Genomic DNA, 14,881 nt, shown 5'->3' on the forward strand with positions numbered 1-14,881 from the left:
CGGCGTTAGATTTCTCCAGAAAGTCTTGTGGGGAGTAGGAGTTAGGCATCCTGCCCCCCATTGACAGGCTTTTGAGGAGAAATCTATTGCACCGCGCCGATTAAACTACAGTTAACACTCGATCGACCTCAGAAGTGTCGCCGCTGTGAGAGTACGCTTGCACCAGAAGTTGCTTTAAATCTTCAATCAGCGGATAGCGGGGGTTCGCTCCGGTACACTGATCGTCAAAAGCGCGATCGGCCATTTCCTCCACGCGAGCAAAAAAGAAATCATCACTCATTCCCTGACTGGCGATCGCCTCCTGAATCGTGCTAGGAAGCTCTACCTCACGCTTGAGAGCTTCCACCGCTTCGATCAACTTCTCAACTTTCTCATCTTCTGTATCGCCGCCCAAATTCAGATAGTCCGCAATTCGAGCATAACGCCACTTGCTGTTAGGATACTTGTTTTGAGAAAAAATCGCTTGTTTAAACGGAACATCCGTTGCATTGTAGCGAATTACGTGAGAAATCATCAGCGCATTCGCTAAACCGTGAGGGACGTGGCAAGTTGCACCTAATTGGTGAGCCACTGAGTGACAAACCCCCAGAAAAGAGTTGGCAAATGCCATCCCGGCCATCGTAGCAGCATAATGTACTTTCTCCCGCGCTTTCGGATCGTTAGCACCATTTTTGTAAGCGCTGGGCAGGTATTTAAACAGCAAACGAATCGCTTCTAAAGCCAAACCATTTGTATACTCAGAAGCCAACACAGAAACATAAGCTTCTAAAGCGTGGGTTAGGGCATCAATGCCGCCGTAAGCAGTCAGTTTTCGGGGCATATTCAGCGTAAGTTCTGGATCGACGATCGCCATACTCGGAGTCAGAGCATAATCTGCAAGCGGATACTTAATCCCCGATCGTTCATCCGTAACAACCGCAAAAGGCGTGACTTCCGAACCCGTTCCCGAAGTAGTTGGAATTGCCACCATAATTGCCTTTGAACCCAAAGGCGGCAGTTCGTATACCCGCTTGCGGATATCCATAAACCGCATCGCCAATCCTTCAAACTCAATTTCTGGATGCTCATACATCAGCCACATTACTTTAGCAGCATCCATCGGCGAGCCACCACCAAAGGCAATAATCGCATCTGGATGGAAACTATTGCAGATTTCTAAACCTTTGCGAACAGTAGCAAGGGAAGGATCGGGTTCCACATCGTAAAATGTGTAGTGATCGATGCCGATTTCTTCCAAACTATCTGTGACTTCCTTAGTCAATCCCAATTCAAACAAAGGTTTATCCGTCACGATCAAAGCACGTTTCTTACCTGCAAGATCCCTCAAAGCTACAGGAAGACAACCCGACTTAAAATAAATCTTGGGAGGAATGCGGAACCAGAGCATATTCTCGCGCCGTTCTGCTACGGTTTTGATATTCAGCAGGTGATGGGGTGTCACGTTGACAGAAATCGAATTATCGCCCCAGCTACCACAACCGAGGGTAAGGGAGGGATCGAGGCGGAAATTGTACAAATCGCCGATCGCACCTTGAGAAGAAGGCGTATTAATCAGCACCCGCGAAGTCTCTAGTTTGCTTTCAAAATAACGAATGTGGTTCTGATTGTGGGGGGCGGTATAGAGTACAGAAGTATGTCCGTGTCCGCCAAAAATTATCAGCGCTTCGGCTTTGTCTACTGCTTCAGTAAAGTCCTTGGCGCGATACATAGCGAGAATCGGCGAAAGTTTTTCACAAGCAAAGGGTTCTTCTTTACCTACCGCCTCCACTTCTCCAATCAAAACCCTGATGTTTGACGGCACTGTAAAACCAGCAATCTGCGCCACCTTTTGCACGGATTGTCCGACAATTTCGGCATTCAATCGACCATCAATTAAGATTACCTGCCGCACTTTTTCCCGTTCTTCAGCATTCAGGAAATAAGCACCGCGCTTGATGAATTCCAGTTGCACTGCATCGTACACCTCATCCACAACAACCACCGATTGTTCCGAAGCACAAATCGTGCCGTTGTCGAAAGTTTTGCTGAGCAAAATTGAGCTGACAGCCATTTGGATGTGGGCGGTTTCATCGATGATGGCGGGAGTATTTCCTGCGCCGACACCGAGGGAGGGATGCCCTGAAGAGTAGGCAGCTTTTACCATTCCCGGCCCGCCAGTTGCCAAAATTAGTTTGATATCGGGGTGCTGCATCAAAGCTTGGGAAAGTGGCACAGTTGGCTCATCAATCCACCCAATAATATCCGGTGGTGCTCCTGCTGCTACAGCAGCATCGAGGATGATTTTTGCCGCCGCAGCCGTGCAGGATTTGGCGCGGGGGTGGGGCGAAAATATAATGCCATTTCTCGTCTTGAGCACGATTAAAGACTTAAAGATGGTGGTGGAAGTCGGGTTAGTTACAGGAACGATTCCCGCCAGCACTCCCACGGGTTCGGCAATGCGTTCGTAGCCAAAATGCCGATCGGACTCGATGATACCGCAAGTCTTGTCGTTTTTGTATTTGTTGTAAATCATTTCCGAGGCAAAATGATTTTTGATTGCCTTATCTTCGATGACTCCCATTCCCGATTCTTTGACTGCTGCCTTGGCTAAGGGAATGCGGGCGGCATTAGCGGCTAAAGCTGCTTGCTTGAATATGCGATCGACTTGTTCTTGAGTGTAGGTGGCAAATTCAGCTTGGGCTGCTTTCACTTTTTGAATTAGGACTTCTAATTCATCTAAATTGGTAACTTTCATGTTATTTTGCCTGATGTTTATTTCGGAAAAATTATTGCCTCAATCTTTGATTGGTAAGGAACCCGCCGATCGACGCCGATAATTTCAAGATTGTGGGTGACTTGTGTACGCGGTCTTTTAATTATTATATACCGCTAGCTCCGATCGCATTGACCCCGCGACTGCGAAAAATATCAACTGTTTGTTGCACGAGCTCCGGTGAAGCTGGAGGTGTATCCTTGAGCTCGTAATCAAATTTTAATTGTTCCCATTTGTATTCTCCCATTTTATGAAATGGTAATACTTCTACTTTTTCCACATTGTTCAGATTGGCAATAAACTCCGCTAATTTTTCTACGTTTTCGATGTGATCTGTGAGGTGAGGAACGAGAACAAATCGAATCCACGTCGGTTTGCCAATTTCGCTGAGATATTTGGCCATTGCTAAAGTAGGCTCGATGGAAACGTTGGTGACTTTGTAATACAGTTCGGGAATGTAGGATTTAATGTCCAATAAAACCAGATCGGTCTTTTCTAGAACCGGTTTAGCAACTTCTAAAACACAGAATCCTGATGTGTCCAGCGCTGTATGCAAACCCATTTGATGACAGCGGGTAAAGATTTCTTTGACAAAATCCGGCTGCATCAACGGTTCGCCGCCGCTGACTGTAACGCCTCCTTTCCGCAGGTAGGATTTACATTTTGTAATTTGATCGATTAAATAATCGACGGTTACTTCTTTACCGTCGTGGGAATTGCGACAGTCGGGATTGTGACAGTAAAGACAGCGTAAGGGACAGCCTTGGGTGAAGACGATAAACCGGATTCCGGGGCCGTCTACGGTACCAAATGTTTCGATTGAATGAATGCGACCAATTCCAGACATTTAATTTGCTGTTTGTTGGTAAGGATTTTGAGAGGACGGAGGAGCGGGAGGTCGGGATTAACAATAGCCGGAAAACTTTTCGGATCTCTTGTTTATAGCCGAGACTCGCTCCCCCGGCGCCTAGGGCGGGCACGGGGAGTAGGGGTCGCACCGCCCCTACGAAGGGGGATTTTCCGAGTTTCCGGTTCTCCCTTTCTTTCTTAAGGCTAGGGGGGGATTGAGCTTAATTGTTTAACAGCTTCTTCAGTCCCCCTCTGTTCGGATGAAAGTTTGACTATTGAGCGGTTTCAACCGCCGAGTTTTTTCGGCTGGGATTTAGACGCGTTCGTGGAAAGTCCGTTTAATCACATCTAATTGCTGTTCGCGGGTAAGTTTGATGAAATTAACCGCATAACCGGAGACGCGAATTGTTAGCTGGGGATAGTTTTCTGGATGTTCCATCGCATCTAGTAATGTTTGCCGATCGAGGGCGTTAACATTGATGTGATGGCCGCCATCGTGGAAGTAACCGTCTATAAGACTAACTAGGTTGTTAGTCCGATCGCTCTCCATTCTGCCCAAGGCCTGCGGTACAATCGAAAAAGTATTCGATATGCCATCTTGACAATCACTGTAAGGCAGTTTTGCTACAGAAGATAAGGATGCGATCGCCCCACAGGAATCTCGGCCGTGCATCGGGTTAGCACCGGGAGCAAAGGGTTCGCCTGCTTTACGTCCGTCGGGAGTGCTACCAGTTTTTTTGCCGTACACTACGTTAGAGGTAATCGTGAGTACCGATTGAGTCGCTACAGCCCCACGGTAGGTTTTGTGCTGGCGAATTTCGTTCATGAAGCTTTGCACGAGTTCGATCGCCACACTGTCTACGCGATCGTCATTATTGCCGTATTTGGGATATTCTCCTTCGATCGAGTAATCCACTGCCAAACCTTGCTCGTTGCGACTCACCTTAACTTTAGCGTGTTTAATCGCCGATAGGGAGTCCGCCACCACCGACAATCCGGCAATTCCGCAGGCCATTGTCCGGTAAACATCGCGATCGTGCAATGCCATTTCCAGGCGTTCGTAGCAGTATTTGTCGTGCATATAGTGAATGACATTCAGCGTATTGATATACGTTTTTGCCAACCACGCCATCATTTCTTGGAACCTGGCTCTTACCTCGTCATAATCGAGATATTCGGTAGTAATCGGTGGGAACTGCGGCGCGATTTGCTCGCCGGACTTCTCATCTTTACCGCCGTTAATCGCATAGAGCAGAGTCTTAGCCAAGTTAACTCGCGCGCCGAAAAACTGCATTTGCTTGCCAATTCGCATGGCGGAAACACAACAGGCGATCGCGTAATCATCGCCGTATTGAGGACGCATCAAGTCGTCGTTTTCGTATTGAATCGAACTCGTATCGCTGGATACCTTGGCACAGAATTCTTTGAAATTTTCCGGCAAGTTTTCCGACCACAAAACGGTGAGGTTTGGTTCTGGTGCAGTACCGAGGTTTGACAGGGTGTGCAAGAATCGGAAACTGTTACGAGTTACCAATGTTCTACCGTCAGTGCTTATACCGCCGATCGCCTCTGTTACCCAAGTTGGATCGCCAGAAAACAGAGCGTTATAGTCGGGAGTTCGCAAAAACCGCACCATGCGGAGTTTCATTACAAAATGGTCGATCAGTTCTTGCAATTCCACTTCGGAACTCGCGCCACTTTGTAAATCGCGCTCGAAATAAATGTCTAAAAACGTCGATACGCGCCCCAGAGACATCGCTGCCCCGTTTTGTTCTTTCACTGCTCCCAAGTAGCCAAAATACACCCACTGGACAGCTTCTCGTGCGTTTGCTGCCGGACGGCTAATATCAAAGCCGTAGCTAGCAGCCATTTCTTTTAACTCAAACAAGGCCCGGATTTGCTCGGATAACTCTTCGCGCAAACGAATTGTTGCCTCGTCCATCGCGTCTACTTCGAGTGATTCTTGCTGGGTTTTTTTATCATCAATTAGGCGATCGACACCGTACAGAGCAACGCGCCGATAGTCACCGATGATCCGCCCGCGTCCGTAGGCATCTGGCAAACCTGTGATGATACCAGAACGTCTCGCCAGACGCATCGAGCGCGTGTAAACATCGAAGACACCATCGTTATGAGTTTTGCGATATTTCGTAAATATTTCTTCTGTTTGCTCATCTAGCTGATAGCCGTAAGCTTCTAAACCCGCCTTGACCACCCGAATTCCGCCAAAGGGCATAATCGCGCGTTTCAAAGGTTTATCTGTTTGCAAACCTACTATTTGTTCTAAGTCGCGATCGATGTATCCTGCTGCATGAGCCGTGATAGATGTGGGAACTTTTGTATCAACATCCAATACACTTTTTTCGCGCTCTTGCTTCATTAATTCCAGAACTTTTTGCCAAAGCTGCTGGGTTTTTTCGGTTGGTGCTGCGAGAAATTCTGCATTCCCTTCGTAGGGGGTGTAATTCTTTTGGATGAAGTCTCTGACGTTGACTTCGTTTGTCCAGTTGCCTTCAGTAAAGCCGTGCCATTCTGCAAACATAGCTTGCTTTCCCCTCAATTTTTTGTTAGCGATCGATCTTTTCTTCTTCGACCACTACATCCAGTATATATTTAATTTCACTATTTTAAATCCTCAGTTCGCTATTTGTTACAAAAATTGACTTGCTAATTCCGTGGGAAGAATTAACTACCAGCCGGGAAGTCCCTCGGTATATTTAGAGGGGATTAATCACAGCGCTGCGCCCCGTACCCCGTTGGGAATTACGCCCGCGTGATGAAAGGCTCGTCGGGTGTAGGTACGGAAACCGACAATTATTCTTTTATACCCCTTGATGCTCTGAAAATACTCTGATACTATATTAGCAAGTGGGGGTGGAACTACCTCACTATAAAAAGCCTTTGAAAAAAAGGAAAAAGAAGCCTGCGGTCTAACTGTACTCAGTTGACCGTCAGGTTTGTTCACGATAGATAGTAGGCAGAGCATCCTCTTGAATTATTGTTGAGGAAGCTCTGACAAACTTGGCTCCCCAACTAACACTTGGACAACGGAAAGGTTGTTTAAGGGCGGGTCGGTCGGAAACGGGAAATGAGATTTTTGGGTCACGAACCGCGAACACGAGAGAAAGATGAAGAAAAAGCCGAAAAAGAGTTCGGATTTGATTCGGTGATTGTTATCGAAAGCAGAGCAATATTAATTGCTGATTAATTGAAGTAGGTTACTATGCAGATAAATTCAATGAATCAAAGCACTGCGAGCGATCGGGCTCACGATATTTGGAAAGAACAGCGTCATCCGCTCGATCGGATTTTTCGGCCTCGCTCCGTGGCTGTAATCGGCGCCACAGAGAGAGAAGGAAGCGTCGGACGAACTCTCCTGTGGAACTTGATTCGGAATCCCTTTGGCGGAACAGTTTTTCCAGTGAATCCGCAGCGCCACAGCGTCTTGGGGCTCAAGTCTTATCCTGACATTGCTAGCGTCCCGGAAAGAGTGGATCTGGCGGTGATTGCTACGCCTGCTGCTGGGGTGCCGCAAGTGATCCGCGAATGTATCGCTGCTGGGGTGAAAGGGGCAATTATTGTTTCTGCTGGGTTTAAAGAGATTGGTGCGGCTGGGGAGGCTTTAGAACAGCAAGTTATGGCCGAGGCGCGTCGGGGCGGAATGCGGATTATCGGCCCAAATTGCCTCGGGGTGATGAATCCTGTGCTTGGACTCAATGCTACTTTTGCAGGTACGATCGCCCGTCCGGGTAATGTCGCTTTCATCAGTCAAAGCGGCGCCCTCTGTACTTCGATTCTCGACTGGAGTTTGGGGGAAAATGTCGGTTTTAGCGCCTTTGTGTCGATCGGCTCTATGCTCGATGTCGGTTGGGGCGATCTGATCGAGTATTTCGGGGACGATCCACATACTCACAGTATCGTTTTGTACATGGAATCTATGGGTGATGCTCGTTCGTTCCTGTCCGCCGCCCGCCCAGTGGCGATCGACAAACCGATCATCATTCTCAAGGTAGGACGTACCGCCGCCGCCGCCCAAGCCGCCGCTTCCCATACGGGAGCTTTGACCGGCAGCGATGACGTGCTTAACGCTGCTTTCCGCCGCTGTGGCGCGTTGCGCGTACATACGATTTCCGATTTGTTCGACATGGCAGAAATTCTCGCCAAGCAACCGCGACCGCAGGGCAACCGCCTATCGATCGTCACCAATGCAGGAGGCCCAGGGGCGATCGCCACTGATGCCTTAATTAGCGACGGCGGTGCGCTGGCAAATCTGTCACCGGAGACGGTGCAGAAGCTTGATGAGTTTTTGCCGCCTCAGTGGAGTCATCACAACCCGATCGATATTTTGGGCGATGCTAGTAGCGATCTTTACGCCAAAACTCTAGAAGTTGTCGCTCCCGATCCCAATAGTGACGGATTGCTGGTCATCCTGACGCCACAAGCGATGACAAATCCCACCCAAACGGCAGAAAAACTCAAGTCTTACAGCCAACTCGGAAAGCCCTTATTAGCAAGCTGGATGGGCGGTGTGGAAGTGTCAGCGGGAACGCAAATTCTCAATCAGGCAAATATTCCGACTTTCCCCTATCCCGATACCGCCGTCAGGTTATTCAACTATATGTGGCGGTACACATACAACCTGCGCGCTATCTACGAAACGCCTTCTCTCTCGGCTGATTCCGATGTCTGGAGTCCCGATCGCTCGGCGGTCGCAAATATTGTGACTTCTGCACGCAAAAGCGATCGCACTCTGTTAACAGAATACGAATCAAAGCAGTTGCTCTCCGCTTATGGGATTCCCACCATCGCCACATCCATAGCCACCAGCGATCGCGAAGCTGTGGAAATTGCCGATCGCCTCGGTTATCCAGTGGTGCTAAAACTCCATTCTGAGACGATTACTCACAAAACCGATGTGGGGGGCGTCCAACTAAATTTAGGCGATGCTAACGCTGTAATTAGTGCCTTTGAGGCGATATCCCAGCGGGTACGGGCGATCGATCCTGCAGCGTTTCTCGGCGTAACCGTGCAGCCGATGGTGCATTTGGAAGGCTATGAACTAATTTTGGGTAGCAGTATTGACCCACAATTTGGGCCGGTGATGCTGTTTGGTTCCGGCGGACAATTAGTGGAAGTCTTTCAAGATCGATCGCTGGCACTTCCGCCTTTAAATACCACCCTAGCGCGGCGGATGATGGAGCAAACGCGCATCTATAAAGCTTTGCAAGGAGTGCGCGGTCGATCGGCAATTGACCTGGTAAAACTCGAACAGTTATTAGTTCGTTTCAGTCAACTGATTGTAGAGCAACCTCAAATTGCCGAGATTGATATTAATCCGCTGTTGGTTTCTCCTGAAGGGGCGATCGCTCTTGATGCCCGCGTTGTTCTCCAGACAACAGAAAACCGCATTTCACCCGCGATTCGCCCCTATCCTACGCAATACGTTCAAACATGGTCAACGGAGGGCGATCGTCCCCTCACCATCCGTCCCATTCGCCCAGAAGATGAGCCGCTGATGGTGATCTTCCACCAAGAACTTTCCGAAGAGAGCGTGTATTTGCGCTACGCTCACATGGTAAAGTTAAAGCACCGCATCGCTCACGAACGTTTGACCCGGATTTGTTTTATTGACTACGATAGCGAAATGGTATTAGTAGCCGATCGTCAAGACCCGGAAACCTCAGAACACCGGGTTTTGGGAGTAGCGCGTCTGAGCAAACTCCACGGCACAAACCAAGCCGAATTTGCGCTGATCGTTAGCGATAGCTATCAGAAGCGCGGTTTGGGAACAGAATTATTGAGGCGGATGCTGCAAATTGGTCAGGAAGAGAAATTAGAGGCGATCGTTGGCTACATTCTCAATAGCAACTACCAGATGCAGAGCCTCTGTAAAAAACTAGGATTTGAACTCCAACCAGACCGAGGCGAAGGAATGTTGAAAGCTGTTTTTGTTTGCTAATAGCAAGTTTGGTTAAATAATATCAATTCCGGCGACCCCGGAATGATATCAAATCCGCGTTTCATCGTCCCGATAAAGTTGAATCAAGCTGCCCACAAATAATTGCCATTTTCAGTTTTTTGACTCACAGTCAACAGTCCACAGTCAACAATCAGCGACGGTGCAACCGGAATCAATATAATTCTCATTGATTGCAACTTTAGTCCTCACTACAAACTTTATCGGTTTGTAGTGATATCATGTCCGGTCGAGCGACCGTGATTTTTGTAGGGGCCCGTGAGCCAACAATACCTGCCAACAATGGGCCATCTCAAAAACCCGCCCCGACCGGGATATTATGGTTAATCGATCGGACATGATATGAGGACTTTATTCCTGAAACTAAGATGCTACTAAGCCGCAGCCAAATTTGCTGCTGCAAACTCCCAGTTAGCCAAATTATCCAAGAAATTAGTAATGTAGTCGGGACGGCGGTTTTGGAAATCCAAATAATAAGCGTGTTCCCACACATCCAAAGTCAGCAACGGAGTTTGGCCGTGTGCTACGGGCGTGTCAGCGTTAGCAGTTTTGGTGACTTTCAAAGTGCCGTTGTCCACAACCAGCCAAGCCCAGCCGCTACCGAACTGAGTTGTCGCAGCAGTCTTGAATTCTTCTTTGAATTTGTCGAAGCTGCCGAAGTCGGCGTTGATTTTCTCAGCTAAAGCTCCTGTCGGAGTGCCACCGCCGCCCGGTGCGAGGGAATTCCAAAAGAAATTGTGGTTCCAAACTTGACCTGCATTGTTAAAAATGCCTGCTTTGGAGGGGTCTTTAGCAGATTCCTTGACAATTTCTTCAAGGGATTTGCTCGCCATTTCAGTCCCTTCAATCAGTTTATTCAGATTGGTGACGTAAGCAGCGTGGTGCTTGTCGTGGTGGAAGGAAAACGTCTCAGCCGACATATGAGCTGGTTCTAGGGCGTCAGGGGCGAAGGGTAATGGTGCGAGTTCAAATGCCATTGTGTTCAATCCTCTCTGGATTACTTTTGGTTTTTCGGTTGACTTGGCGGCTTTTGTATGATTAAAGCCGAGAGTCCCTAGCTTGAGTTTATCAAGCTGTGGTAAATAATTCTTTACAATTTTCCTATTTTATAGCAGTTGCAGCATTTTAGGATTTTGACTTGTGCTTTTCACCAGTCAAATCTACTAATCGGAGGTCGTATTTACCACAAACTTTGGCGAACTGTCAACCCGCCAGCGCGGTAAATAAAAGTTTGTGGGAAATTGTCAACAGAGGGAATTTTTATAAGGGTTATAAATAAATTAAACGGATTTTTGGTCAAATATAAGCTAAGTTTAACTTAAGCTGTAAACAAGTCAAACAGATTGGAGGAGCCGTCTATGCAAAACCGTTCAAATAACCAGATCAATCACCCCCCCCAATGGTTGAATCTAAAACTAATAGTCACCGCTCTGGAAACAGTCCAAGATTTAATTGTAATTTCTTTGTGTATTGGTTTGTTCTGTTTCATGGTACTCGAACTGCGAGAAATGTTTTTCTCGCTGCTGCCTCCTTTGAATTTTCAGGAAGTGACGGCCGACATTCTATTTTTATTGGTTTTGGTGGAATTATTTCGGCTGCTAATTATTTACTTGCAAGAGCAGCGCGTTTCGATAGGGGTGGCTGTGGAAGTTTGTATTGTATCAGTTTTGCGAGAAGTCATCGTGCGGGGTGTGCTGGAAACTCCCTGGGTTCAAATATTATCAACAGGCGCATTTCTGCTAGTTTTGGGAGTGTTGTTGGTAGTCCGAGTTTGGTTGCCACCGACTTTCGAGGGAATTGACCCGGAACGCCGCATGGCTAGCAGAAATAGAAAATTTTCAGAGCCTGAATCTTCTGTCGAGCCTCTTGCAGTCAATAGCAAGTTTAATTCTCACTGAGTATGGCAGCACAGGCGATTTTAGATTTTAGATTTATTCTGATATTGCTTGTCACGTTACCCGCCATCATTTCCAGTAAAATCAACCTGATAACGTGTGTACTGAAGACTAAAATCCTCTGAAAATACAGAGGACTTTAGTCCTCACTACAAATACAAGCTTCATCAGTCCTTCCCAATTATTCAAATCTCAAATCTCAAATCTCAAATGGTATTACCCGTTAGCCTGCAATTCCCCCAAACGAGCCAACACTTCTTTGGAGTGAATCGCCGGATTAATCTTCACAAAAGTTTCGCGCAAAATTCCTTCAGGGTCAATAATAAAACTGTGCCGCGCCGAGATAAAACTCATCCAAGAACCGTAAGCTTTACTCACTTTACCATCCGTATCAGCTAACAGCGGAAACTTTAAACCTTCCGAATCGCAAAATTCCGCGTGGGAGTTGACATCATCAGCGCTAATACCGATAATTTGAGTATTCTTTGCCAAGTATTTCGGCAAGTCTTCCTGAAATCTCCGCGCTTCGATCGTACATCCCGATGTAAAGTCTTTCGGATAAAAATAGACTACCAGCCACTTACCGCGATAATCGGACAGGGACACTTGTCCGTCGCCGCTGTTTGTCGGCAAACTAAAATCCGGTGCGGCTTCATTCAGCGTCGGAAGCTTGCCACCGAGGGCCAATGCAGGTGTGGCAAAATTGAAACTTAGAACAACTAGACAAATTGCCAATAAAGTGCTAAAAAACTTGCGACGGGACATCATAAATTTTAGAAGTAGAACTGTACTTAAGACAAGTTTACAGTTTTCTGATTAAATGGGTAAGGGCAATTCGCGGATTGCTTCTAAAACCCAAATATCACTCACTCAAATAGCAATTTACCCATGAGCGCTGCACTCCCGTTAACAGGCAAAGCTATAGTAGTCCAGGTAATTAACGGTCAACCCGTTACGATCGAAGTAGACGGCACTAATGCCCCGATTACAGGGGGAAATTTTGTTGACTTAGTTGAACGAGGCATTTACGACGGGGTGATGTTTCACCGAGTTGTGCGCCAGCCAGAGCCTTTTGTGGTGCAAGGAGGCGATCCGCGCAGCAGAGATACGAGAATTCCAGCAAGTCAATTGGGAACGGGTAATTTTATTGACCCGGATACCAATCAGCCGCGTTTTATTCCTTTGGAAATCAAGCCGCAAGGGGCCGCGCAACCTGTTTACAACCAAGTTGTAACCCAGACGCCGCAGTTGCCGCACACTCGCGGGGCTGTGGCAATGGCTCGTTCTAATGCTTTGAATTCGGCTTCTTCGCAGTTTTATTTTGCTTTGGATGAGTTGCCATTTTTGGATGGTAATTATGCTGTTTTTGGCAACGTTATTCAAGGTTTTGAAACGGTGAATGCGGTGCAGCAGGGCGATCGCATTTCGACGGCAAAAGTCGTTCAAGGAATCGTTCCCAGCCGGGTTTCTAGCATAGTTAGCGATGTTAATGCGCTCAACGCTTTAATCAATAGTACCAATTTCGTAAATCTATCTTTGGGAGCGCTCAGACTGCCAAACACCACCAATAACTATCAAGTTACTTCCCAAGACTCTCAGCAAAATCCCAGCGGTGTAGTGGGAGGTAGCGGCAACAATGCCATCCTCGGTTCGCCGACGGATGATGCAATTAATGGCAGCCAAGGCAACGATACCCTCACGGGGGAAGCGGGTGACGACTTTCTCAGAGGCGGCAAAGGTAACGACTCCATTAGCGGAGGTGTGGGCGACGATATTATCAACGGAAATCTCGGCGACGATAATGTCAATGGTGATGCTGGTAACGACTTTTTGCGAGGCGGCAGAGGAAACGATATTTTAATCGGCGGCGATGGTAACGATTTTTTGATTGGCGATATTGGTAGCGATACTCTTACTGGTGGCGCGGGGGCAGATACTTTTGTTCTGGTTACGGGTGAAAATCTGGAGTTGGATGGGACGAGCGATATAATTCTTGATTTTAGGCCGGGAGATGGCGATCGTATTGGCTTAACCAGCCCTTTATCCAACACCTCATTCACCCAATCTGGCAGCAACACACTCATTCAATTTGGAGGAGTGACTTTGGCTGTGGTTCAAAATGCCGCCCCTGCAGCAGTTCAAAACGCCGCCTTTGCAATTAACTTTTCTACTGCTTTCCTTGTCGATAACTTGCCCCCCGGAGACGCCGCCTTGAGAGTTGGCTAACTTTAACCAGACTGACGCCATAATTATAGGTGTAGGGTGCTCTTCGGTGCACCTTACCTGATTATCAATTCCCAATTCCTAATTCCCAATTCCCAATTCTCAATTCCCCAATTCAACTAATACCTTAGCTGGCTAATTTTAGAAACTGCATCTTGATAAGAATCCATTCTTCCCTGCAGCTTAAAAAGCTCGGCCGCCTTCTGAAAATCCTCAAATGCTCCCTGAACCTCTCTCAATTTATATCTAATCACTCCTCGGTTAAAGTAAGCTTTAGCAAAATCGCTATCGAGGCGAATTGCTGACTCAAAATCAGCTAGTGCTGCCAGGGAATTCTCCATTTGCAGGCGGATAGCACCTCGGTTAAAGTAAGATTGAGCTACATTAGGGTTGAGCAGGAGTGCTGAGTTGTAATCGGCGATCGCCGCAGTATAATCTTTTAAACCAGTCAGCATAAACCCCCGATTGCTGTAATACTTGGCTCGGTAAGGATTGAGTTCGATGGCGGTAGTTAAATCTTCGATCGCCGATTGCTTGTAGCCTAATTTGTAGCGGGCCACACCGCGATCGTTGTAAGCGGACGCGAATTGCGGATTAATGTTAATTGTGGCAGTAAAATTTTTAATAGCGCCGTGCAAGTCTTGTTGTTCGAGATTTTTTAAACCCTTAGTGTAAAACTTTTGGGTACTAACTTTTAAATTTGCCTCTTGTCGGGATTCAGCTTGCTCCCCCGGAAATACTTTGCCTGCAATATTAGTGAATCCCAAAGATTCGATCGAATTGAAAATAGTTGTGACAACTAATTGGCTTGGGAGAAGGGGGATAGTAGGCATGGGAGGAGTGGTGTTCAACTGTATGCTCTTATTTTCCTCCATACTTCAGCTACTGACAGTGATATCCGTAGTCTCAGGAACGTGATAAGTTTGATGAGATTTTGTGATGCTGGGGCTTGAATTGTGTGATGAAAGTTGGGCTTAGTTAGTGATGACGATCGCAATTCAGAACAAATGCGTCTACAACCCTTTAAATATAAGGTTTTTAGGCTAGCTTGGCGGTTTCTTTCTTCCCATATTGAGCAGTTCCTACGGGGATTGTTTGCAGGTAGGCCCCTGGGGGAGCGATCGCAACTGCCCGCAGCAAGTATTACTTTGTAGCGATATTCGATCGGGATTTGTCCATCGAACA

At 47.3% G+C, this 14,881-nt stretch carries 9 protein-coding genes; 3 read left to right on the forward strand and 6 right to left on the reverse strand.

Annotated features, from left to right (window positions below; genetic code table 11):
* Positions 1-100 precede the first annotated feature (100 nt).
* The 3 genes from adhE to pflB form a co-directional block, all read right to left on the reverse strand.
* Positions 101-2,734, reverse strand: coding sequence for a bifunctional acetaldehyde-CoA/alcohol dehydrogenase (gene adhE / locus QT992_RS11005; RefSeq protein ID WP_333337672.1), 2,634 nt, complete (start codon positions 2,732-2,734; stop codon positions 101-103).
* Between the two features lie 124 nt (positions 2,735-2,858).
* Entirely contained in the window at positions 2,859-3,599 is a 741-nt protein-coding gene (gene pflA, locus QT992_RS11010) for a pyruvate formate-lyase-activating protein (protein WP_333315559.1), read from the reverse strand.
* Between the two features lie 315 nt (positions 3,600-3,914).
* Entirely contained in the window at positions 3,915-6,143 is a 2,229-nt protein-coding gene (gene pflB / locus QT992_RS11015; protein WP_333337674.1) for a formate C-acetyltransferase, read from the reverse strand.
* A gap of 696 nt (positions 6,144-6,839) precedes the next feature.
* Between pflB and QT992_RS11020 the strand changes: the two genes are divergently transcribed.
* Positions 6,840-9,560, forward strand: a complete 2,721-nt coding sequence (locus QT992_RS11020) for a bifunctional acetate--CoA ligase family protein/GNAT family N-acetyltransferase (RefSeq protein WP_333337676.1) — start codon at positions 6,840-6,842, stop codon at positions 9,558-9,560.
* A gap of 392 nt (positions 9,561-9,952) precedes the next feature.
* Here QT992_RS11020 and QT992_RS11025 read toward each other — a convergent pair whose 3' ends face one another.
* Positions 9,953-10,555 (reverse strand): superoxide dismutase, encoded by a 603-nt coding sequence (locus tag QT992_RS11025; RefSeq protein WP_333337679.1) that lies wholly within the window; start codon positions 10,553-10,555, stop codon positions 9,953-9,955.
* 381 nt (positions 10,556-10,936) lie between these two features.
* Between QT992_RS11025 and QT992_RS11030 the strand changes: the two genes are divergently transcribed.
* On the forward strand, positions 10,937-11,476 hold the full coding sequence (locus QT992_RS11030) for a phosphate-starvation-inducible PsiE family protein (protein WP_333337681.1): 540 nt from the start codon (positions 10,937-10,939) through the stop codon (positions 11,474-11,476).
* 213 nt (positions 11,477-11,689) lie between these two features.
* Here the strand turns inward: QT992_RS11030 and QT992_RS11035 are convergent, their stop codons facing one another.
* Positions 11,690-12,241, reverse strand: a complete 552-nt coding sequence (locus tag QT992_RS11035) for a peroxiredoxin (protein ID WP_333286220.1) — start codon at positions 12,239-12,241, stop codon at positions 11,690-11,692.
* 120 nt (positions 12,242-12,361) lie between these two features.
* Here QT992_RS11035 and QT992_RS11040 point away from each other — a divergent pair, with 120 nt between their 5' ends.
* Entirely contained in the window at positions 12,362-13,699 is a 1,338-nt protein-coding gene (locus QT992_RS11040; protein ID WP_333315549.1) for a peptidylprolyl isomerase, read from the forward strand.
* Positions 13,700-13,815: 116 nt separating this feature from the next.
* On the opposite strand, the gene QT992_RS11045 is transcribed toward QT992_RS11040, so the two are convergent.
* Positions 13,816-14,529 carry a tetratricopeptide repeat protein gene (locus QT992_RS11045; RefSeq protein WP_333315548.1) on the reverse strand — a complete coding sequence of 238 codons (714 nt, stop codon included), beginning with the start codon at positions 14,527-14,529 and terminating at the stop codon, positions 13,816-13,818.
* Positions 14,530-14,881 lie beyond the last annotated feature (352 nt).

This window comes from Microcoleus sp. T3_D1, from assembly GCF_036700405.1.
GTDB lineage: Bacteria > Cyanobacteriota > Cyanobacteriia > Cyanobacteriales > Microcoleaceae > Microcoleus.

Excerpts from the sequence above, each read along its gene's own strand:
- pflA (WP_333315559.1), bottom strand. The coding sequence starts at position 3,599 with ATGTCTGGAATTGGTCGCATTCATTCAATCGAAACATTTGGTACCGTA.
- QT992_RS11020 (WP_333337676.1), top strand. The coding sequence starts at position 6,840 with ATGAATCAAAGCACTGCGAGCGATCGGGCTCACGATATTTGGAAAGAA.
- QT992_RS11045 (WP_333315548.1), bottom strand. The coding sequence starts at position 14,529 with ATGCCTACTATCCCCCTTCTCCCAAGCCAATTAGTTGTCACAACTATT.
- QT992_RS11035 (WP_333286220.1), bottom strand. The coding sequence starts at position 12,241 with ATGATGTCCCGTCGCAAGTTTTTTAGCACTTTATTGGCAATTTGTCTA.
- QT992_RS11030 (WP_333337681.1), top strand. The coding sequence starts at position 10,937 with ATGCAAAACCGTTCAAATAACCAGATCAATCACCCCCCCCAATGGTTG.
- QT992_RS11025 (WP_333337679.1), bottom strand. The coding sequence starts at position 10,555 with ATGGCATTTGAACTCGCACCATTACCCTTCGCCCCTGACGCCCTAGAA.
- pflB (WP_333337674.1), bottom strand. The coding sequence starts at position 6,143 with ATGTTTGCAGAATGGCACGGCTTTACTGAAGGCAACTGGACAAACGAA.
- QT992_RS11040 (WP_333315549.1), top strand. The coding sequence starts at position 12,362 with ATGAGCGCTGCACTCCCGTTAACAGGCAAAGCTATAGTAGTCCAGGTA.
- adhE (WP_333337672.1), bottom strand. The coding sequence starts at position 2,734 with ATGAAAGTTACCAATTTAGATGAATTAGAAGTCCTAATTCAAAAAGTG.